Raw genomic sequence first — 20,672 nt, forward strand, 5'->3', positions numbered from 1 at the left:
GAATTTGGTGGAAGCGAAGGTCGTGCAGGACTGGGGAATCGCCGTTGCGAATCCCCAATCCCGAATCACCAATCTCAGTTCCTCAACGGCTTTCCCGTCTTGAGCATGTGCCCAATCCGCGCCTGGGTCTTTTCCTGCTGGGCCAGTTCGACGAAGTGCTTGCGCTCCAGCTTGAGCAGCCATTCTTCGTCCACCAGCGCGCCGCGATCGACTTCGCCGCCGCAGACCACCGTGGCGATGCGGGTGGCGATCTCGTAGTCGTAGTCGCTGATGAAACGGCCTTCCAGCATGTTGACCAGCAGCATCTTGAAGGTGGCGATACCCACATCGCCGGCGACCTGGATGCGGCGTGCCGGCAGCGGGGCGCGGTAGCCGCCCTCGGCCAGGGCGCGCGCTTCGGCCTTGGCGATGTGCAGGCTCTCGTAGCTGTTGAACACGACCTTGTCAGTGGCGCGCAGCAGGCCCAGTTCCTGCGCATTGACGGCCGAATTGGAGACCTTGGCCATCGCCACGGTTTCGAAGGTCTTCTTCAGCTCGGCGAAGACATCGCCGCCCGGACCCGCCGCAACCGAAGCGCGTGCAGCGATCTCCTTCAGGCCACCACCGGCCGGCAGCAGGCCGACGCCGGCTTCCACCAGGCCGATGTAGCTCTCCAGCGAGGCCACGGTCTTGGCGCTGTGCATCTGGAACTCACAACCGCCGCCCAGCGCCAGCCCGCGCACAGCCGAAATCACCGGCACCTGCGCGTACTTGATGCGCTGGCTGGTGGCCTGGAAGTTGGCGACCAGCGCTTCGAATGCATCGACCTTGCCGGCCTGCAGCAGACCCAGCGCGCCGGCCAGATCGGCGCCGGCAGAGAAGGGCTCCTTCTGCTGCCAGATCACCAATCCGGCGAAGTCCTTCTCCGCGCGGCCCACCACTTCCTGCAGGCCATTGAGCACGTGGTCGGAAACGGTGTTCATCTTGGTCTTGAAGCTGACCACGGCGATGTCGTCGCCGTCATGCCACATGCGCACGCCGTCGTTTTCGAACACGGTCTCGCCCGGCGAGAACTTCTCGCCCAGCAGCGGGTCCGGGAAACGCTGGCGCTTGTACACCGGCAGTGCCGAGCGCGGCAGCTTGGCGTCGCGTGCCGGGCTGTACGAGCCTTCGGCACCATGCACGCCATCGCGACCATCGAACACCCAGTTCGGCAGCGGCGCGCTGCTCATGCTTTTGCCGTTGGAGATATCTTCGGCAATCCACTGCGCCACCTGCTTCCAGCCGGCGGCCTGCCAGGTTTCGAACGGGCCCAGCGACCAGCCGTAGCCCCAACGGATCGCCAGGTCCACGTCGCGCGCGGTCTCGGCGATATCGGCCAGGTGATAGGCGCTGTAATGGAACAGGTCGCGGAAGGTGGCCCACAGGAACTGCGCCTGCGGGTGCTGGCTTTCGCGCAGCTTGGCGAACTTTTCGGCCGGGTTCTTGATCTTGAGGATCTCGATCACTTCCGGCGCAGCGGCCCGGTCAGCCGGACGATAGGGACTTGCGGATCCCTCCGCAGAAGCCTGGTCATCCTTGGCCAGACTCTTCAAATTTTCCAGATCAAGCACCACGATGTCCTTGCCCACCTTGCGGAAGATGCCGGCGCCGACCTTCTGGCCCAGCGCGCCTTTGGCGATCAGCGCGTCCAGCCACTTCGGCGAGGTGAAGTACCGGTGCCACGGGTCGTCTGGCAGCGTATCGCCCATGGTCTTGATGACGTGCGCCATGGTGTCCAGGCCGACCACATCGGAGGTGCGGTAGGTCGCCGACTTCGGGCGGCCGACCAGTGGGCCGGTCAGGCCGTCCACTTCATCGAAGCCCAGGCCGAACTCCTGCGTGTGGTGAATGGTGGACAGGATCGAGAACACGCCGATGCGGTTGCCGATGAAGTTCGGTGTGTCCTTGGCATACACCACGCCCTTGCCGAGCGTGGTCACCAGGAACGCTTCCAGGCCTTCCAGCACGGCCTTGTCGGTGCCCTTGGCCGGGATCAGCTCGGCCAGGTGCATGTAGCGCGGCGGGTTGAAGAAATGCACGCCGCAGAAACGGTGGCGCAACTGCTCGGGCAGCACGTCCGACAGCTTGTTGATGCCCAGGCCCGAGGTGTTGGAGGCCAGCACCGCATGCTCGGAGACGAACGGCGCGATCTTCTTGTACAGGTCCTGCTTCCAGTCCATCCGCTCGGCGATCGCCTCGATGATCAGATCGCAATCGCGCAGCTGCTCCAGGCCGCTGCTGTCATCGGACGTGCCATAGTTGGCCGGGGTGATCGCTTCGGCCAGCGCCTTGCTGGCGAGCGGGGCGGGACTGAGCTTGCCCAGGTTGGCGATGGCCTTGAGCACGATGCCGTCGGCCGGACCGTCCTTGGCAGGCAGGTCGAACAGCACGGTGTCGACGCCGGCATTGGTGAGGTGCGCGGCGATCTGCGCGCCCATGACGCCGGCACCGAGCACGGCGGCGCGACGAACTAGCAATGGATTGGACATAGCAATAGCCTCTTGGTGGAACGTTTACGGTGTGGAATGAGCACGGAAACCGGGTTCCGCGAAACGAATGAGTTCGCGCGCCGCGCGGGCGCGGTGGTCGGCCTCGCTGACGCCGGCCGGGCGCTTGATCAGGCCGAAATCGGCCATGGCATAGGTCAGCGCACCGGCCAGGAAGTCCAGCCGCCAGTACAGCTCCTCCTTGCTCAGGCCCGGCACGCAGGCGGCGATGGCCTTGCCGAATTCGCGCAGCACATGCCCGTAGTGGTCGGACAGGAACTTGCGCAGGTTGTCGTTCTTTTCGGCATAGGCGCGGGCGATCACGCGCACGAAGGCGCCGCCGTTCTGGCGGTCCTGCGCCATCGCCAGCGCGGGCTCGACGAACGCCGCCAGCACCGCGGTGAGTTCGCCGGGCTGCGACTTCTTCGCCGCTTCCAGCTGCTGCAGCCGTACGGTGGTCATCTCGTCCATGCGCCGGCGGAACACCTCGTTGACCAGGTTTTCCTTGGAGCCGAAGTGGTAGTTGACCGCGGCGATGTTGACGTCGGCCTGGGTGGTGAGTTGGCGCAGCGAGGTGCCGGCAAATCCATGCTGGGCGAACAGCTCCTCGGCCGCACCGAGAATGCGGTCCTTGGTGGAGAAGTGGGCTGGCTTGGGCATGCGTCGGGTCAGGCTCAATCAAACGATTGTTTGAGTCTACGGCCAGGATCGTGCACTGGTCATGCGGCACTGCAGCACGATTCAGGGGGCGGTATGCAAACAAATGGCCAACGAGATAGAATTGACCATCGCAAAGAAGCCTAAGCCCGCGTTTTGACGCGGGTTTTTTTCATGATAACCTCGGGCCTTCAGTGGCCCGCCCAACGGAGAATTCCCATGGCGCTGGAGCGCACCCTGTCCATCATCAAGCCCGACGCCGTTGCCAAGAACGTCATCGGCGAAATCTACAGCCGTTTCGAGAAGGCTGGCCTGAAGGTTGTGGCCGCCAAGTACAAGCAGCTGTCGCGCCGTGAAGCCGAGGGCTTCTACGCCGTGCACCGCGAGCGTCCGTTCTTCAACGCGCTGGTCGAGTTCATGATCTCCGGCCCGGTGATGATCCAGGCGCTGGAAGGCGAGAACGCCGTTGTTGCGCACCGCGACCTGCTCGGCGCGACCAATCCCAAGGACGCTGCGCCGGGCACCATCCGCGCCGACTTCGCCGATTCGATCGATGCCAACGCCGCCCACGGCTCGGACTCGGTCGAGAACGCTGCCAACGAAGTCGCGTATTTCTTTGCCGCTACGGAAGTGGTCTCGCGCTGAGGCCGAGAGAGTCGAATCGTGAATGAGGTCGTGATCCCCGCCGTGCTGCAGGACGTTCCCGTCCCCGCAGCGCCGGTGCGCAAGCAGAACCTGCTCGACCTCGATCGCGAGGGACTTGAGCGCTTCTTCGCCGAGACTCTTGGCGAAGCGCGTTACCGTGCCCATCAGGTGATGAAGTGGATCCACCACCGCTACGTCACCGATTTCGACCAGATGACCGACCTCGGCAAGGCATTGCGTGCGAAGTTGCACCAGCATGCCGAGGTCCTTGTCCCGAATGTCGTCTTCGACAAGCCCTCCACCGACGGTACCCACAAGTGGCTGCTGGCCATGGGCACCGACGGCAAGAATGCGATCGAGACCGTCTACATCCCCGACAAGGGCCGCGGCACGCTGTGCGTGTCCTCCCAGGTCGGTTGCGGCCTGAACTGCACCTTCTGTTCGACCGCCACCCAGGGCTTCAACCGCAACCTGACCACCGCCGAGATCATCGGGCAGGTGTGGGTGGCGGCGCGCCATCTGGGCAACGTGCCGCACCAGCAGCGCCGCCTCACCAACGTAGTGATGATGGGCATGGGCGAGCCGCTGATGAATTTCGACAACGTCGTACGCGCGATGAGCGTGATGCGCGACGACCTGGGCTACGGCCTGGCCAGCAAGCGGGTCACGCTGTCGACCTCCGGCCTGGTGCCGATGATCGACCGGCTGTCCACCGAGAGCGATGTCTCGCTCGCGGTGTCCCTGCATGCTGCCAACGACACCTTGCGCGAGAGCCTGGTGCCGCTGAACAAGAAGTACCCGATTGCCGAGTTGATGGAGTCCTGCGCCCGCTATCTGCGAGGCAGCAAGAAGCGCGATTCGGTGACCTTCGAATACACCTTGATGAAGGGCATCAACGACCAGCCGGAGCATGCGCGCCAGCTGGCCCGGCTGATGCGTCAGTTCGACAATGCGGTGCAGTCCCAGGACGCCGGCAAGGTCAACCTGATTCCGTTCAACCCATTCCCCGGCACGCGCTATGAGCGCTCCGGCGAAACCGAGATCCGTGCATTCCAGAAGATCCTGCTCGACGCTCAGGTGCTGACGATGGTGCGCCGTACCCGCGGCGACGACATCGATGCGGCCTGCGGGCAGCTCAAGGGGCAGGTCATGGACCGCACCCGTCGCCAGGCGGAGTTCCGCCGCACATTGGAAGGGCAGGCCGGTCGAGATGCGGCAGCGTGAACTCGCGTTAATGGCGGCCGTGGCGATCGCGTTGTGCGCGGTCGGCTGCGGCGGGCGCAATGCCAAGGCCGGTTCGGCCAAGAGTGTGGAAGAAGTCGCGCCGGTGTATTCGTTCCGCGACGACAAGGCCACCAAGAATCGTCTTGCCGTCCAGGAGAAGCTCGGCCTGGCCCGCAACCGGCTGCAGACCGGCGATTACGCCGGTGCCGAGGAGCAGGTGCGGGCGGCGTTGAAGAAGGATGCGCAGTCGGTGGATGCCATCGGCATGCTGGCCCTGATCCAGGGCGCCAGGGGCGATGTGACCGGATCGGGCGCATCGTACCGCCGCGCTGCCGAGCTGGCTCCCCAGCGTGGCGATGTGCTGAATAACTACGGTGCCTGGCTGTGCGCGAATGGCTCGCCTGCCGAATCGCTGCTGTGGTTCGATCGGGCACTCACCGACAGAACCTACGCATCGCCAGCGTCTGCGCTCGGTAATGCCGGTGGTTGTGCGTTGAAGGCTGGTCAGCCCGAACGTGCGATCGGCGATCTGCGCAAGGCGCTGGAATTGGACCCGAACAATTCCTATGCGCTGGAATCGATGGCGCGTCTGGAAGCGGGGCGCCGCAATTTTTTCGAGGCACGCGCATTTGTCGAGCGGAGGCTCGCGGCTGCACCGGCAACGGCTTCCGTGTTACAACTCGCCATTCAGATTGAGCAAGGGCTGGGCGACAAGGTAGCTGCCGGCCGTTACCAACAGCGGTTGGTCAAGGAATTTCCTGACGCAGCGACCGCTAATCCCGGGGCCAATGCATTGTGATCAGTGATTCCAATCCGAACCCTTTCGAGCAGGAAAAGGGCTGCGGACAGCACTTGCGCGAAGCGCGCGAGGCAGCAGGTCTGAGTGTGGACGAGGTGGCGGGCAAGCTGCGCATGCCCGCCCACGTGGTGCGTTCGCTGGAGCAGGAAGACTGGCAGCGCCTCGGCGCGCCGGTGTTCGTGCGCGGGCAATTGCGCAGTTATGCGCGCCTGTTGCAGGTCGACCTGGAGCCGCTGTTGCAGCAAGCCACCATCGCGCCGGTCGAGCCGGTCAGGCTGGTGAGCCACACCCATACGCCGCGTGCGCGCCGTATTTTCGAAAGTACCGCGCGCAAGGCGATGTACGTCGTCATCACCGGCGTGTTCGCCGTGCCGGTCTGGTACGCGACCCGCTCGCACCTGGATGGCAAGGCGCCAAGCACGGTGTCGCTGGACAGCATGCCCGTGGCCACCAAGGCCGGTGACCCGGCCGCCACCGCAGCGCAGCCTGCGGCCGCGCCACACGAACAGCCGGCGCCGTATATCGCGTCGATGACGCCGGTACCGCGCGCGACCCCGGCCAGCGAAACGCCGGCGCCAGCCGTTGGCGGTAGCCTGTCACTGAGTTTCAGGGGCGACAGCTGGGTACAGATCCTGGCGCCGGATGGCACTGCGGTGGAGAAGGCGCTGATTCGTTCCGGCGAACATCGCACCTATTCGCCGGGCCAGGTAGGCCGCATCGTGCTGGGCAACGCGTCGGCGGTAGAGGTTCAGCAAGGCGGCAGTATCGTCGACGTGAAACCGTTCCAGCGCGCTAACGTGGCACGTTTTGCGGTATCCTCCGACGGCTCCGTGGTGCCTGCTTCCGAGTGAAGCGGACTGCGGTTTTTCATTTTTCCCTTTTGATGTTCCGCGCCTCCGGGATGACGGAGCGAGAGTACGCATGGCGATCGACGATCTGCTGGACGAACACGAACAAGGCGAACGCGTTCGTTCCTGGTTGAGAAAGAATGGTGCGGGTCTGGTGGGCGGTGTCCTGCTCGGGCTGGCACTGATCCTGGGCTGGCAGTGGTGGCAAAAGCGCACCAATACCGAGCTGGTTGAAGCCAACACCCGTTACGAGGCGGTGGTGAAGTCGATCCAGGCCAAGAACCTGGACAAGGCCGCCAAGGACATCGTGGCACTGGACGACGGCAAGGGCGGCATCTACGCCGAGCTTGCGGCACTGCGTCTGGCCAAGGCCCAGGTCGATGCCGGCAAGAATGCCGAAGCGATCAAGACCCTGCGTGACGTACCCGCCGAAGGCGAGCTCAAGCAGATCGTGCAGCAGCGCCTGGCGCGCGTGCTGATCGAAAGCGGCAAGCCGGACGAAGCGATCAAGCTGCTGGCCGATGCGCAGGACCATGCCAGCCTGGAAATCCGTGGCGATGCACTGGTCGCGCAGGGCAAGCCCGATGAGGCGCGTGCGCTGTATACCCGGGCACTGCCCACGGTGGATGTGGCCTCGCCGCAGCGCCGTTTGCTGGAAACCAAGCTGATGGATGTGGGCGGCAAGGTGCCCGATCCGGCGGAGCAGATTTGATGAAGCAGGACACCATGTACAAGCGCATTGCGTTGATCGCCCTGATGGGCGCCTCGTTGGCCGGTTGCAGCACCGTCAAGGGCTGGTTTGCGGGCAAGGATGCGGCGGCCAAGAAGGCGCAGGAGCCGGCTGAGCTGGTGAAGTTCGAGCCTTCGGTCAAGGTCGACAAGATCTGGTCCACCGGGGTGGGCAAGGGCGAAGGGCATATCGGGGTGCGTCAGCGCCCGGCTGTTGCCGATGGCAAGGTGTATGCAGCGGCCATCACTGGCGGCGTGCAGGCACTGGACCTGCAGACCGGCAAGCGCGTGTGGGAATACGCGCCCAAGAAGGAAGAGCGCAACGACCGCAAGTTCAAGCAGCGCCTGTCCGGTGGTCCCGGGGTTGGCGAAGGGCTGGTGGTGATCGGTAGTCTGTCCGGCGATGTGATTGCCCTGAACCAGGCCGACGGCACTGAAAAGTGGCGCGCCAAGGTGCCGAACGAAGTGATCGCCGCACCGGCGATCGCGCAAAATCTGGTGCTGGTGCGCAGCAATGATGGTCGCGTGACCGCGTTCGATGCCGCTACCGGCGAGCGCCGCTGGTTCCACGCCGAGGAAGGCCCGACCCTGTCGGTGCGTGGCAATGCGCCGATCGTGACCGGCCCGGGCGTGGTATTCGTCGGCAACGACAGCGGCACCTTGAGTGCGCTGGCGCTGCAGGACGGTCGTCCGTTGTGGGAGCAGGCCATTGGCGTGCCGGAAGGCCGTACCGAGCTGGAGCGTATGTCCGACGTGGACGGCGCACCGGTGCTGGATGGCACCACGCTGTACGCCACCAGTTTCAAGAACGAAACCCTCGCCTTGGAAGGCCCGAGCGGCCGTCCGCTGTGGACGCGCGATCATGGCGGCGCCGGCGGCGTTGGGGTGTCCTCCGCTGTGGTAGTGGTGTCCGACAACGCTGGATCGGTGTGGGGCCTGGACAAGAGCAGCGGTGCGGCGATGTGGTCGCAGGCCGCCTTGGCGCGCCGCTCGCTGACCGGTGTGGCCATCCAGGGCGACTATGCCGTGGTCGGCGACTACAAGGGTTACCTGCACTGGCTGAAGCTCAGCGACGGTGCTCTGGCCGCGCGCGCTCGCGCTGGACGCGACACGCTGCTGGCGCAGCCGGTGGTCGTGGATGGCATTCTGCTGGTACAAAATACCGATGGCGATCTCTCCGCCTTCCGGTTGGCACAATAAGGACCTTGCGATGCTGCCTCTGGTCGCCCTGGTTGGACGGCCCAATGTCGGCAAGTCCACCATCTTCAATGCGCTGACGCGCACCCGTGACGCGCTGGTCCACGACCAGCCCGGCGTCACCCGCGACCGCAATTACGGTGTCTGCCGCCTGGACGAGCAGCAACCCTTCATCGTCGTCGATACCGGCGGTATCGCCGGCGAGGAAGAAGGCCTGGCCGGCGCCACCGCGCGTCAGGCGCGCGCCGCCGCCGGCGAAGCCGATCTGGTGTTGTTCGTGGTCGATGGCCGCGAAGGTGCGTCCTCGCTCGATGACGAGATCCTGGCCTGGTTGCGCAAACTGGCGCGCCCGACCGTACTGGTGATCAACAAGATCGACGGCACCGATGAAGAAACCGTACGCTCGGAATTCGCGCGCTACGGGTTCTCCTATGTGGTGGCGTTGTCTGCCGCGCATCGGCAGGGCATCGACGAACTGCTTGAGGACGTCGGTGCACGGCTGCCGGAAGAAGGGGCCGGCGAGCTACTGGACAACGACCCGGCGCGCGTGCGTATCGCCTTCGTCGGCCGGCCGAACGTGGGCAAGTCCACCTTGGTCAATCGCTTGCTGGGCGAGGAGCGCATGATCGCCTCCGAAGTGCCGGGCACCACGCGCGATTCGATCGCGGTGGATCTGGAACGCGACAATCGCCAGTACCGCCTGATCGATACCGCCGGCCTGCGCCGTCGCGGCAAGGTGGAAGAGGCGGTCGAAAAATTCAGTGCGTTCAAGACGCTGCAGGCGATCGAGCAGTGCCAGGTCGCCGTGCTGATGCTCGATGCCACCGAAGGCGTGACCGATCAGGACGCAACGATTCTGGGCGCCATCCTGGATGCCGGCCGTGCGCTGGTGGTGGCGATCAACAAGTGGGACGGGCAGAGCGACTACCAGCGGGCGCAGGCCGAAGACCTGTTGTCGCGCAAGCTGGGTTTCGTGAACTGGGCCGAGGCGGTGCGGATCTCCGCGCTGCATGGTTCGGGCATGCGCGAGCTGTTCCAGGCGATTCACCGCGCGCACGCCTCGGCGACGCACGAATTCAGCACCAGCGAAGTGAACCAGGCGCTGGAAATCGCCTACGAGACCAATCCGCCGCCGAGCATCCGTGGCCACGTCTCCAAGCTGCGTTACGTGCATCCGGGCGGTGCGAACCCGCCGACCTTCATCGTGCATGGCACGCGCCTGAAGGTGTTGCCGGAGTCGTACACGCGCTATCTGGAAAACTTCTTCCGCAAGCGTTTCAAGCTGGTCGGCACGCCGGTGCGTTTCATCTTCCGTGAAGGTGCCAATCCGTACGAAGGCAAGAAGAACCCGCTGACCGACCGCCAGGTTGCGCGCAAGCGGCGGCTGATGCGGCACGTCAAGGGCAAGTGAGACCCGCCACCGCGTCGCATGCGCGGCGTGGTGGTGGCGACGACGCGGCCGCGCATGGGCCGCTACGTGTCGTGCGCCAGACAGGGCCGCCTGCAGCACTGTCTTTCGAGGCGGCGCTGCGCACCGGTCTGTCGCAGGGCGCTGGTATCCTTCGCGGCATGAACGACTCTCCCACCCGTATTGCCTACGCGCAGGCGCTGCAGATCCTGCATGCCGTGGCGGGCGCCAATCGTCCGCCGGACGAGACGATTGCCACCGCACGTGCCGATGGGCGCATTTGTGCCGGCGATCTGATTGCTCCGCTCGCGCTGCCTGCGTTCGCCAATAGTGCGATGGACGGCTTTGCGCTGCGGCATGCCGATCTGGTAGAGGCGCAACCTCGCCTGCAACTGGTCGGCGAGCAATTTGCCGGCGAGCGCTGGGACGGCACCCTGGGTCCAGGGCAATGCCTGCGCATCACTACCGGCGCGCCGCTGCCGGCCGGTGCCGACACCGTGGTGCCCAAGGAAGACACCGAAGAGCGCGATGGGCTGGTGCTTATTCGTACTGCGCCAGGCGCCGGTGCCTCGGTGCGCCTGGCTGGCAGCGATGTGCGTGCCGGCGATCTGGTGATCCAGGCCGGGCAGGTGCTGACCCCGGCCCGCATCGGGCTGGCGGCGGCGCTCGGGGTCTCGCGGCTGGCGGTGGCGCCGCGGCCCACCATTGCGGTGCTGGCCACCGGCGACGAACTGGTGGAGCCGGGCATGCCGCTGGGGCCCGGACAGATCTACAACAGCAATCGCGACATGCTGATGGCGCAGCTGCGGGCGCTGGGCTATGCGCCCACCGCGTGGCCGACGTTGCCGGACGATCCGCAGCGCATCCGCACCATGCTGGAAGATGCAGCGGCAGCGTTCGATGTGGTGATCACCTGTGGCGGCGTGTCCGCGGGGGAAAAGGATTATCTGCCGCGGCTGATTGGCGAACTGGGACAGATCCATTTTTGGCGCGTACGCATGCGCCCGGGCATGCCGGCGGTGCTGGGGCAGATCGGCCGCTGCGTGATCCTGGGGCTGCCAGGCAATCCGGTCTCGGTGCTGGCAACGCTGATCGCCTATGGTGTGCCGTTGCTGGATGGCCTGCAGGGCCGCAGCGAGCCGCGGCCGCTGTGGAATGCCGCGCTGGCCAGCCCCTGGGAAAAGCGCCATGATCGGCTGGAATTTCTGCGCGGGCGGCTGGAGTGCGGCGCGGATGGACGCCTGAGCGCGTTGCCGCATCGTGGCGACGCCTCGCATCTGCTGCGTGGTGCCGCCGACAGCAATGCGCTGATCGTGCTGCCGGAGCAGGCGCGTCGTTTCGAAGCTGGCGAGATCGTGCGGGTGATTCCTTACGCGCTGTAGGCGTGCGAGGCATGCGCGCATTCCTTGTGCTTGTGCACTACTTGACTGGCACTACGGCGTAGCGCGGCCACTGCGCTACGTGGGCCTGCAAATGGCCAGCACGATGGCAGGTGTCAGCCGAGGGCGCTGCCGCAGAATGCGGCGTAATCCGGGTACCCCGCAAACGGGGTGCCTGGCGCACAGACCGGGCATTGCGGATCCGGCGGCAGGCGGATTTCGCGAAACCGCATCGACAGCGCATCGAAGCTGAGCAGACGCCCGGCCAGGCTGTCGCCAATGCCGAGCAGCAACTTCACCGCCTCGGTTGCCTGCAGCAGGCCAATCACACCGGGCAATACGCCAAGCACGCCGGCTTCGGCGCAGCTGGGTGCGAATTCGGGCGGCGGCGGCTCGGGGAACAGGCAGCGGTAGCAGGGCGCATGGCCACGATTGCGGCCAGCATCGAACACGCTCACCTGGCCCTCGAACTGTTGCACTGCGCCGTAGACCAGCGGTTTGCCCAGCCTGACGCAGGCGTCGTTGAGCAGATAGCGCACAGGAAAGTTGTCGGCGCCATCGACCACAATGTCCACGTCCTGCAGCAGGGCTTCCACATTCTCTGCGGTGACACGTGTCTGCACTGCGTCGATCTGCACACGCGGATTGAGCGCGGCAATACGTTGCGCCGCCGAGTCGACCTTGGCGAGGCCGACACTGTCTTCGGTATGCAGGATCTGGCGCTGCAGATTGCTGCGGTCGACCACATCATCGTCGGCCAGACGCAAGTGCCCAACGCCAGCCGCCGCCAGATAGAACGCCGCCGGCGAGCCAAGGCCGCCTGCGCCGATCAGCAGCACGCGCGCACGTGCCAATCGCTGCTGGCCTTCGAACCCGACTTGCGGCAGCCGCAAGTGCCGCGAATAGCGTTCCAGAAAGTCGTGCTCGTCTGCGGGCAGCGACGGGCGCACCACCGGCAAGCCGGCGCTCTGCCATGCCGTGGTACCGCCCAGCACCGAGGTCACCCGGGTAAACCCGTGCGCACGCAGGGTTGCGGCCGCCTGCGCAGAACGCTTGCCGCTCTGGCAAATCAACACGATCTCGCGCGCCTGCTCGGGCAGGTGGTGGCCGGGCTCAGCTTCCAGATCACCTTGTGCGATGGCCGTGGCGCCTTCGGCCTGGCCGCTGGCGCGCTCGTGCAGTAGCCGGATATCGATCAGCAAGGCGCCCTGCAGGGCGCGTACGCGCGCATCGGCGGGGGAGATGTCGTGGCTGCTCATGGCGCTATTGTCGCGCAACGCTGGTGTGCAATGTGCAGCGCTGCGCTGTACCGGCGCCAACCCGCGCGGGTTGACCCTGGTTGTGGCACTGCGGCCGGGTTGCGGTTACGTCGGACGGAATCGGCACTACTTACTGGCACTATCTGTCTGTGCGTAGCGCGCATTGCGCGTGACATGCGCAAATGATCCGAAAAATGCCCGGTGTTCCAGGGCGCGCAAGATACATCGCCACGCAAGGATGCTGATGCGGCGCGACCGCAGTGATGATGCGTTTCACCGATGGTGCTGCTGGATTGGACAGGGGGCAGCTGCTTGATGCAATCGATGAGATGCGCGTTGCAGCGGCTCAGCTCGCTGTCGAGAGCACCGACTTTGCAGGCAGTGGCGAGCCCCGGCGCCTGACCGGTCGAGGTGTCCGGCCGTCTCTGGTGCAGGTCGTGCTGGCTGCATCACGCATTGGCGCGAGGCTCACCGGCGAGGCAGTAGGGTGGGGACAGGTTCGTATTCGCTCCGTGCTCGATCAATGACCTCACGCCTGACCTCCACGGTGCGGACAAATCCCCAGCGGCATGTAGCCCGGCCTGCCGCCGAAAGCCGTTTGCCCTTAGCCGATTGAATGTGAGAGGAAACCTGCATGACCCCCGACATCGATGCGCAGTTGAAAGAGCTGGAAGAGCAGTTGCCCCAGATCCGCAAGCAACACCCGGATGATTTCTGGGATGTGTTTCATGCGCGCGCAGAGACAATCAGCGGCACTGCCGATTCGCCGGAACAGGCCGCGCAGATTGCAAAACGGATCGAAGAACTCTTGGCCGCCCATCAGCTGGGGCCTGCCGACCCCGGGGCGTGAGATAGGGGCACGGGCATCCGGCTTCGATTGGCAGCCACTGCCTTTCACTTGCGCCTCGCGTCGTCGCTGTCGGCTTGGAGAGCGATGCGCCTCATAGTAGTGGCCGGCTCGTCTGAGCAACCGTTGCCGCATATGCAATCGACTTGAGTTGGCCCGCGCATCGATCTCATGCATCCGCTGCCCTGCAGCGCCATCACATTGGCCAAAAAGTCGCGGGGACGCCATGGCACCGATCACGCGCAAGATCGCCACGTTCAACGTCAACGGTATCGCCAGCCGGCTGACGCATCTGCTGCAATGGCTCAAGTGCGAGCAGCCCGACATTGTAGGATTGCAGGAACTGAAAGCCACCCAGGAGGCGTTTCCGGAACAGGCGATCCGTGACGCCGGCTATGGCGTGATCTGGCAGGGGCAGCGGTCGTGGAACGGTGTGGCACTGTTGGCGCGCGATGCCGAGCCCGTGGAGATCCGACGCGGCTTGCCATGGGATCCTGGCGATACGCAAAGCCGCTATCTGGAAGCGGCGATCCATGGCGTGGTGGTGGCCTGCCTGTATCTGCCCAATGGCAATCCGCAGCCGGGACCGAAGTTCGACTACAAGCTGGCCTGGTTCCAGCGGTTGATCCGTCACGCCAGAACACTGGTGGAGTTGCCGCACCCGATTGCCTTGATCGGCGATTTCAACGTGGTGCCGACCGATGCGGATATCTACGATCCCAAGGGATGGCGCAAGGACGCCTTGTTGCAGCCGGAGAGCCGCGAGGCATACAGGACTCTGCTGGAGCAGGGCTGGACCGACAGTCTGTTGGCAGTGCATGGTGAGGCGGCGCCGTATACGTTCTGGGACTATTTCCGCCAGCATTTTGCGCGCGATCGCGGCCTGCGGATCGACCATCTGCTGCTCAATAATGCACTGGCCTCCGGTCTGCAGGACGCCGGTGTGGATAAATGGGTGCGCGCTCTGGAAAAGGCCAGCGATCATGCACCGACGTGGATCCGCGTGCGTCTGCCGGAGGCAACGGTGCAGGCGGACGCCGCCATCGAAGCGGCTGCGGGCACGCGCAGACAAGTCGTTGCCAAGAAGGCGGCATGTCGGAATCCGCTGAGTCCGACAACTGCAAAGCGTGCATCGCAGCGTTTGGCGAAGAAGACCGTTGCCGGCAAGGCGACAAAGAAAATCGCGGCAAAACACCCGCCGCCGACCAAGGGAGCGAAGCCGCGTAACGTCGCGACGAAAAAGCGTGCGAGTCGCCGGCAGAAAGCGGGTGAACATTGAGCCGTGACGGGCGACCGCCGGATGCGAACGGGGCTACGCGAGGACGCGCAAGAACAGTGGGTGCAGGTACCGCACGCCGCATTCGCCGTGCCTGCCTGCAGGTTCGCAACCTTTGATGAGCACTTGGCAGTCGTGTCAGCAAGGCCTCGCCGACACGCGTGGCTGTCGGGCGCGACGCCCGATGATGGACACCGGTTGCCTGGGCAAGACGCCGATCGTTGCGAGGTGTACGGTCGCGTGAGCCGTCGCCGCGGCACATTCGCGCGGATGCCGCGGCTATACCGGCCACGGGGCGGGCCGGTATCCTAGCCCGGTCATCCATCGCTCGGCAGTGTCGTTCATGATCAGCTACGCCGAAGCACTCGCCATCGTGCATCAGCAGGTCGCCATGCTCGCCAGCGAATGGGTGGACAGCGCCGATGCCGAAGGCAGGGTGCTTGCGCAGGCACTGTCGAGCCCGGCCGAGCTTCCGCCCTTCGATAACAGTGCGATGGACGGCTTTGCACTCGCCACACGCGGGCTTGGCGCGGTGGAGGGAAGCGAACACCTGGTTGCCGATACCGTGCCCGCCGGTGCAGATCCAGTCGCCGCCGCTGTGGGTGCAGCATGGGAAATCATGACCGGTGCCGCTGTGCCTGCAGGTGCCGACACGGTGGTGCCGATCGAACAGGTGCACGTACTCGAATACGACGGCGCGCGCCCCATCCGGTTTCGTCTGCGCGCGCACGTACGGGCGGGGCAGCATATTCGTCGCCGCGGCGAAGATGTGCGCCTGGGCGATGTGGTGATCGAGGCGGGCACCGTGCTGCGTGGTGCCCATCTGATGCTGTTGGCCGGATTGGGGTGCGCGCAGATCCAGGTTGTGCGGCGCCCGCGCGTGGCCTTGATCGCGACCGGGCGCGAATTGATCAGCGATTCCTCACAGCCATTGCAGCACGGCCAGATCCGCGATGGCACCAGCAGCTATCTATGCAGCCAGTTGCGTGCAGCAGGTGCCCAGCTGGTGTGGCAAGGGCAGGTGGGCGATGACGATGCTGCCTTCGATGCGGCGCTTGCGCAGGCGCGCAGTGCAGGGGCCGACGTGATTCTCAGTACCGGTGCCGTCTCGCGTGGGCGCTATGACTTCGTGCCCGACGCGTTGGCGCGGCATGCCGCGGGCTTGCTGTTTCACAAGGTCGCGGTGCGACCGGGCAAACCGGTGCTGCTGGCGCGGTTTCCCGACGGGGTGTTGTGTGTGGGCCTGCCGGGCAATCCGATGGCCAGTGCCGCCGGGCTGCGTTTCTTCGTCGAGCCGGCCTTGCGCGGCTTGTTGGGCATGCCGGCCGAGCGCGGCATGCGGGTAGCTCTGCAGACGCCGATGCAGCCACGGCCGACCTGGCGCCAGCATCTGCGCGCGCACCTGCAGTGCACTGCCGCGGGAGTGTTGCGCGTACAGGTCCTGCCGCAGCAGGAATCCTTCCGCGTTGCCCCGCTATTGCAGGCCAATGTGTGGGCAGTGCTGGAGCCGCAGGAGAACACCGCAGCAGCGAGCACCCAGGTGGAGGTGTTCGGCCTGGGGCATCTGCAGCCGGCGGCACCGGCGGTGCTGCCATGAGCCGGCGTGAAGACGTCGCTGCAAGGCCATGCGCTGCATGAGCGCGGCATCGGCATGGACCGGCGTGGTGCTGGCCGGCGGCCGCTCTTCACGAATGGGGCAGGACAAGGCCTTGCTCCGCTGGCATGGGCAACCGTTGATTGCGCACATGCAGGCGTTGCTGCGCGCGGCGGGCGCTCAGGACGTACTGGTCAGCGGCGAGCGGCCCGAGTACGCCGGCATCGCGGACAGGCAGCCCGACCTCGGGCCGATTGGCGGGCTGGCGAGCGTGATCGATCGTGTCGCCGATGAAACCACGATGGTGGTGGTGCCGGTGGATATGCCTTTGCTCTCCGAGCCGCTGCTGGCACGGTTGCTGGCGCCGTCACGGCAGCGCTGCGTGACCTTCGAAGCGCAGATGCTGCCGATGCGCCTGCGCGTGGATGCCACCGTGCGGAATGCGGTGGCGGTGTTGATGGCAGGCGCCGCATCGTCACGCTCGCTGCGTGGCTTGCAGCAGTCGTTGCATAGCCATCGCGTGGCTGTCACCGCCAGCGAACGCGCCGCGTTCGTCAATTGCAATACGCCCGAGCAATGGAGTCAGCTCACCCATGAAAATCCAGATTGAAGGCCAGCATGTGCGGTTCCGCATCGACGAGGACGAACTGGCGACGCTGCTGGCCGGGCAGAGCGTCGATAATCTGAGCCGGCTGCCCAGTGGGCAGGGCGCGCGTCTGGTACGCCACAGCGTGAGCCTTACCGGTGGTCACGCGGCCTGCAACTGCGCCACCGATCACTGGCAATTGCTGGTGCCGCGCAACGCGCTGGAAGACCATGTGCGGCGCTTGCCGAGCCGAGAGGGATTGCATTTCAGCTTCGACGCAGGCGCCGGGCATGCCGAGCACATGGCGCTGCAGGTGACCTTCGATATCGACGTACGTGACAGTGCGCGCAAGCGACTGCCGAAGGAATGACCTGTTGGACCAGGCGCGTCGCCGCCTTGCAGGCTGCCTGCCGTTGACGCTTGCATGCCGGATGCGGACGACTTTGTGCTGCGTCCTGAAGGGTGCGCCGTGCTCCGCAGGCGTGGCCATCTAGGCGATCACGCGGCAGGTCGCTTGCGCCGCTCCTGGTAGATGCCCGGCACGCGCTCGCAGACCAGCCCCTGTGCCAGTAACGCAGATTCGATCGGTGCGGCGGCAGCGTCGTCGTAGCCGGTGCCGCTGCGCAACGCGACCACGTGCAGTCCGTCGCCGGCCAGTTCCAGCAGCAGGGACCGCTGCGCTTCGGCAGCGTGCGGCATGCTGCGACGGGAGGCGTCGCGGCGCGCCAGGTCGAGAACCGCATCGGGAATATCATCGCCGGCCACCAGCACGTCGGCCAGGTTCATCGCACGCAGCGCCTTCAAGGTGAGCAGGCCCGGATCGCCCGGGCCGGTCCCCACCAGCTGCACGCTGCCACGCGCCGGTACCGCGCCGGCGTCGTCCAGCGCCGCCCTGAATGCAGCCTCGGCCGCCACCTCGTCGCCGGCCTGCAGCAGCACAGGCACCTGGCCGTCGATGACACGATCGAACCAGCGCCGGCGCCGGTTCATGTCCGGGAACTGGCTGCGGATGCGCTCGCGATGCTGCGCGAACAGGCCGGCGAAGCGGCCCACCGATGCATCCAGCTCGCGCTCCAGCCGCTCGCGCAGGCGCCGTGCCAGCATCGGCGCGGCGCCTGCAGACGAAATGGCGATCACCAGCGGGTCGCGGTCCACGATCGCCGGCACCTGATAGGAGGACAACTCGGCATCGTCCACCACGTTGACCAGGCGCTGGCGCGCGCCCGCGACGGCGGCAACGCGTTGGTTCAAGTCGGTGTCGTCGGTGGCCGCGACCACCAGCCACACCGTGTCGATCCAGGCAGGATCGAACTCGCCACCCAGTTGCTCGAAGCGACCGGCCTGCCTCAGGTCCGCCAGCTCGGGCGAGAGCGCCTGCGCGTACAGGCGGATCTGCGCACCGGCCTTGAGCAGCGCCAGCACCTTGCGCGTGGCGACCTCGCCGCCACCGATCACCAGCACAGCGCGCCCCTGCAGATTGGCGAACAACGGGAACAACGGCATCGGCTCACTCCCAAAAAGATGACTCGCACCAACGGCATGTTGCATGGCAACATCGGATCACGTCCACACGCCTCGCTGCCGCCAATGCGTGTTTTGCTGGTCAACGATACCGAAAAGCTGATCGGGCAATTGCGCCAGGCGCTCACGCGCGCCGGCTACACGGTGCTCGACGATGTGGCCTCGGTGGGTGCCCTGCTGCATGCGGTACAGAGCCAGCAGCCGGATGTGGTGGTGATCGACGTGGATTCGCCCTCGCGCGACACCCTTGAGCAGTTGTCGATGCTGCACACGCATGCGCCGCGACCGGTGGTGATGTTTTCCGGCGATGGTGACGATGCACTGATCCATGCCGCGGTCGGTGCAGGTGTCACCGCGTATGTGGTCGATGGCCTGGCGCCGGCGCGGTTGGCGCCGATCGTGCAGGTGGCGCTGGCGCGGTTTGCGCACGAGAGCAGCATGCGCAAACGCCTGGACGACGTGCAGCAAGCCCTGCAGGACCGCAAACAGATCGATCGCGCGAAGGGTCTGCTGATGGAAAAACGCGGCCTCAGTGAGGCCGATGCCTATGCCGCGCTGCGCCAGCAGGCGATGAAGCAGGGCGTCAAGCTGGCCGAAGTGGCGCGACGCATCGTGGCCATGGCCGAATTGCTGGGATGAACCGATGAGCCAAGCCGACCTTCCCGTGTTGCGCGTGGCCTACATGCCGCTGATCGATTGCGCGCCGCTGGTGGCTGCGCAGCGGCTGGGGCTGGACCACGCGCATGGCCTGCACCTGGATCTGCGACGGCAGGCCTCGTGGGCGGGCGTGCGCGATCGGCTGCTGGCGGGCGAGGTGGAGGCCGCCCACGCGCTGGCCAGCCTGGTGTACGCCATCGACCTGGGCATTGCCGGGCCGCAGTGCGCGATGGCCTTGCTGATGACGCTTAATCACAACGGTCAGGCAATCACCCTGGCGCCTGCCTTGGCGCAGGCACTGGCAGACGGGCAGGCGTTGCCGCAGGCACTGGCCGGACTGGGGCGACGCGCGGTCTTCGCGCAGACCTTTCCCACCGGCACGCATGCGTTGTGGCTGTATTACTGGCTGGCCGCAGGCGGGGTGGACCCGATGCGCGATGTCGATGTGCTCAGCATTCCACCACCGCAGATGCCCGACGCGCTGGGCAGCGGGCTGGTGGATGGCTATTGCTCCGGCGAACCATGGGCGGCCGTGGCACAGGCGCAAGGCGTGGGTGCACGGGTGATCCGCAGCGGTGAGCTGTGGCCCGGCCATCCGGAAAAGGTGCTGGCCTGCCGGCGCGAATTCGCTGCCCTGCAGCCGGACCTGACGCAGCAGCTGACGGCTTGCGTACTGGAAGCCTGCCGCTGGCTGGATGCTGGGCCGGACCACCGCGCACAGTGTGCGCAGTGGCTGGCCGAACCGCAGCATATCGGAGTGTCGGCAGCGCATCTTGCTGCGTGTCTGGATGCCGAAACCGATGCGGCCAGCGGCGATGCGACGGCGCTGGCCTTTCATCGCGATGGTGCGGTGAACATGCCGTGGCTGTCCGATGGCGAATGGTTCCTGGGCCAGTTCCAGCGGTGGGGGTGGCATGCCGTCCAGGACGAGGATATTGCGCGGTTACGGGATATCCATCGCCTGGACAACTACCGTCGTGCCGCAGCGCGCGTGGGTGTGGCGGTGGGCGACAGCGATCATCGCAGCAACCGCTTGCTCGATACGCCGTGAGGCGGCTGATGGCACCTTGTTGCGGTCTCCAGGCCTATGGATGTGCCTGACGTCTGTTGTTGGATTTGCGCATCTTCCGCAGGCGTCTGGATTGATTGGACTGCGCGCTTGCAACGGTTGGCTTGCGACGCTGCTGATCCGAGGCGTGGCTGCAGGGCCCTTGCCCGCTCGAGAGGGTCGGTGTGCATGGGACAAGCGATCTGCCGGCGGCTCTTGCCTGGGATCGCAAAGCATTGTGTGCTCGGCTAACTCGTCGAGGGAAAAATCGGAGTCTGGACCCATGGCTCGCTGACATCAGCGCAGATAGGCAGATCGTTCGCGGTGCGAAAGATCGATGGCTTGGCCGCGAATGCCTGGCGTACCCAGCGCCGCAAGAACGCGCCGCACAGGTTTGGTGCATCGCTGCACGAAAGCCGGGAATCGGGCCATGGTTCCGGCCTTACTGATTCCACACTGCCCAGCCGCCTTATAATTAAATCACCAATTTT

20 protein-coding genes are annotated in these 20,672 nt (G+C 65.6%); 16 read left to right on the plus strand and 4 right to left on the minus strand.

Features of this window, described 5'->3' with window-relative positions; genetic code table 11:
* Positions 1-74: 74 nt before the first annotated feature.
* On the minus strand, positions 75-2,510 hold the full coding sequence (locus tag XCSCFBP4642_RS0111145) for a 3-hydroxyacyl-CoA dehydrogenase/enoyl-CoA hydratase family protein (protein ID WP_029219848.1): 2,436 nt from the start codon (positions 2,508-2,510) through the stop codon (positions 75-77).
* A gap of 24 nt (positions 2,511-2,534) precedes the next feature.
* Positions 2,535-3,167, minus strand: coding sequence for a TetR/AcrR family transcriptional regulator (locus XCSCFBP4642_RS0111150; RefSeq protein ID WP_029219849.1), 633 nt, complete (start codon positions 3,165-3,167; stop codon positions 2,535-2,537).
* 216 nt (positions 3,168-3,383) lie between these two features.
* Between XCSCFBP4642_RS0111150 and ndk the strand changes: the two genes are divergently transcribed.
* The 8 genes from ndk (at position 3,384) to XCSCFBP4642_RS0111190 (ending at position 11,396) form a co-directional block, all read left to right on the plus strand.
* Positions 3,384-3,809, plus strand: coding sequence for a nucleoside-diphosphate kinase (gene ndk / locus XCSCFBP4642_RS0111155; protein WP_029219850.1), 426 nt, complete (start codon positions 3,384-3,386; stop codon positions 3,807-3,809).
* Positions 3,810-3,827: 18 nt separating this feature from the next.
* A complete protein-coding gene (gene rlmN / locus XCSCFBP4642_RS0111160) occupies positions 3,828-5,033 on the plus strand; it encodes a dual-specificity RNA methyltransferase RlmN (protein WP_033898271.1) in 1,206 nt (401 codons plus the stop codon).
* A 10-nt stretch (positions 5,034-5,043) separates the two neighbouring features.
* Complete coding sequence (pilW, locus tag XCSCFBP4642_RS0111165) at positions 5,044-5,832, plus strand: type IV pilus biogenesis/stability protein PilW (RefSeq protein ID WP_029219852.1); 789 nt, start codon at positions 5,044-5,046, stop codon at positions 5,830-5,832.
* On the plus strand, positions 5,829-6,683 hold the full coding sequence (locus XCSCFBP4642_RS0111170) for a helix-turn-helix domain-containing protein (RefSeq protein ID WP_029219853.1): 855 nt from the start codon (positions 5,829-5,831) through the stop codon (positions 6,681-6,683). Before pilW ends, XCSCFBP4642_RS0111170 begins: the two co-directional genes overlap by 4 nt.
* 70 nt (positions 6,684-6,753) lie before the next feature.
* Positions 6,754-7,392 (plus strand): YfgM family protein, encoded by a 639-nt coding sequence (locus XCSCFBP4642_RS0111175; RefSeq protein ID WP_029219854.1) that lies wholly within the window; start codon positions 6,754-6,756, stop codon positions 7,390-7,392.
* Entirely contained in the window at positions 7,392-8,609 is a 1,218-nt protein-coding gene (gene bamB, locus XCSCFBP4642_RS0111180; RefSeq protein ID WP_029219855.1) for an outer membrane protein assembly factor BamB, read from the plus strand. Before XCSCFBP4642_RS0111175 ends, bamB begins: the two co-directional genes overlap by 1 nt.
* A 10-nt stretch (positions 8,610-8,619) precedes the next feature.
* A complete protein-coding gene (gene der, locus XCSCFBP4642_RS0111185) occupies positions 8,620-10,017 on the plus strand; it encodes a ribosome biogenesis GTPase Der (RefSeq protein ID WP_029219856.1) in 1,398 nt (465 codons plus the stop codon).
* 158 nt (positions 10,018-10,175) lie between these two features.
* Positions 10,176-11,396 (plus strand): molybdopterin molybdotransferase MoeA, encoded by a 1,221-nt coding sequence (locus tag XCSCFBP4642_RS0111190; protein ID WP_029219857.1) that lies wholly within the window; start codon positions 10,176-10,178, stop codon positions 11,394-11,396.
* A 113-nt stretch (positions 11,397-11,509) separates the two neighbouring features.
* On the opposite strand, the gene moeB is transcribed toward XCSCFBP4642_RS0111190, so the two are convergent.
* Entirely contained in the window at positions 11,510-12,652 is a 1,143-nt protein-coding gene (gene moeB / locus XCSCFBP4642_RS0111195; protein WP_029219858.1) for a molybdopterin-synthase adenylyltransferase MoeB, read from the minus strand.
* Between the two features lie 263 nt (positions 12,653-12,915).
* On the opposite strand from moeB, the gene XCSCFBP4642_RS0111200 reads away from it, so the two are divergent.
* The 6 genes from XCSCFBP4642_RS0111200 (at position 12,916) to XCSCFBP4642_RS0111225 (ending at position 17,325) form a co-directional block, all read left to right on the plus strand.
* Positions 12,916-13,179 (plus strand): hypothetical protein, encoded by a 264-nt coding sequence (locus XCSCFBP4642_RS0111200; protein WP_029219859.1) that lies wholly within the window; start codon positions 12,916-12,918, stop codon positions 13,177-13,179.
* 107 nt (positions 13,180-13,286) lie between these two features.
* Positions 13,287-13,502, plus strand: a complete 216-nt coding sequence (locus XCSCFBP4642_RS0111205) for a hypothetical protein (protein WP_029219860.1) — start codon at positions 13,287-13,289, stop codon at positions 13,500-13,502.
* A gap of 223 nt (positions 13,503-13,725) precedes the next feature.
* Positions 13,726-14,778: an exodeoxyribonuclease III gene (xth, locus tag XCSCFBP4642_RS0111210; RefSeq protein ID WP_029219861.1), complete on the plus strand. Its 1,053-nt coding sequence runs from the start codon at positions 13,726-13,728 to the stop codon at positions 14,776-14,778.
* A gap of 340 nt (positions 14,779-15,118) precedes the next feature.
* A complete protein-coding gene (locus XCSCFBP4642_RS0111215; RefSeq protein ID WP_029219862.1) occupies positions 15,119-16,372 on the plus strand; it encodes a molybdopterin molybdotransferase MoeA in 1,254 nt (417 codons plus the stop codon).
* A 37-nt stretch (positions 16,373-16,409) separates the two neighbouring features.
* Entirely contained in the window at positions 16,410-16,979 is a 570-nt protein-coding gene (locus XCSCFBP4642_RS0111220; protein WP_029219863.1) for a molybdenum cofactor guanylyltransferase, read from the plus strand.
* Positions 16,963-17,325, plus strand: coding sequence for a hypothetical protein (locus tag XCSCFBP4642_RS0111225; RefSeq protein ID WP_029219864.1), 363 nt, complete (start codon positions 16,963-16,965; stop codon positions 17,323-17,325). The genes XCSCFBP4642_RS0111220 and XCSCFBP4642_RS0111225 overlap by 17 nt, the downstream gene beginning before the upstream one ends.
* A gap of 128 nt (positions 17,326-17,453) precedes the next feature.
* On the opposite strand, the gene XCSCFBP4642_RS0111230 is transcribed toward XCSCFBP4642_RS0111225, so the two are convergent.
* A complete protein-coding gene (locus XCSCFBP4642_RS0111230; protein ID WP_029219865.1) occupies positions 17,454-18,458 on the minus strand; it encodes an NAD(P)-dependent oxidoreductase in 1,005 nt (334 codons plus the stop codon).
* A gap of 84 nt (positions 18,459-18,542) precedes the next feature.
* Between XCSCFBP4642_RS0111230 and XCSCFBP4642_RS0111235 the strand changes: the two genes are divergently transcribed.
* Positions 18,543-19,115 (plus strand): ANTAR domain-containing response regulator, encoded by a 573-nt coding sequence (locus XCSCFBP4642_RS0111235; RefSeq protein ID WP_029219866.1) that lies wholly within the window; start codon positions 18,543-18,545, stop codon positions 19,113-19,115.
* Between the two features lie 4 nt (positions 19,116-19,119).
* Positions 19,120-20,184: a CmpA/NrtA family ABC transporter substrate-binding protein gene (locus tag XCSCFBP4642_RS0111240; protein WP_029219867.1), complete on the plus strand. Its 1,065-nt coding sequence runs from the start codon at positions 19,120-19,122 to the stop codon at positions 20,182-20,184.
* Positions 20,185-20,672 lie beyond the last annotated feature (488 nt).

The organism is Xanthomonas cassavae CFBP 4642, from assembly GCF_000454545.1.
GTDB classification, from domain to species: domain Bacteria; phylum Pseudomonadota; class Gammaproteobacteria; order Xanthomonadales; family Xanthomonadaceae; genus Xanthomonas; species Xanthomonas cassavae.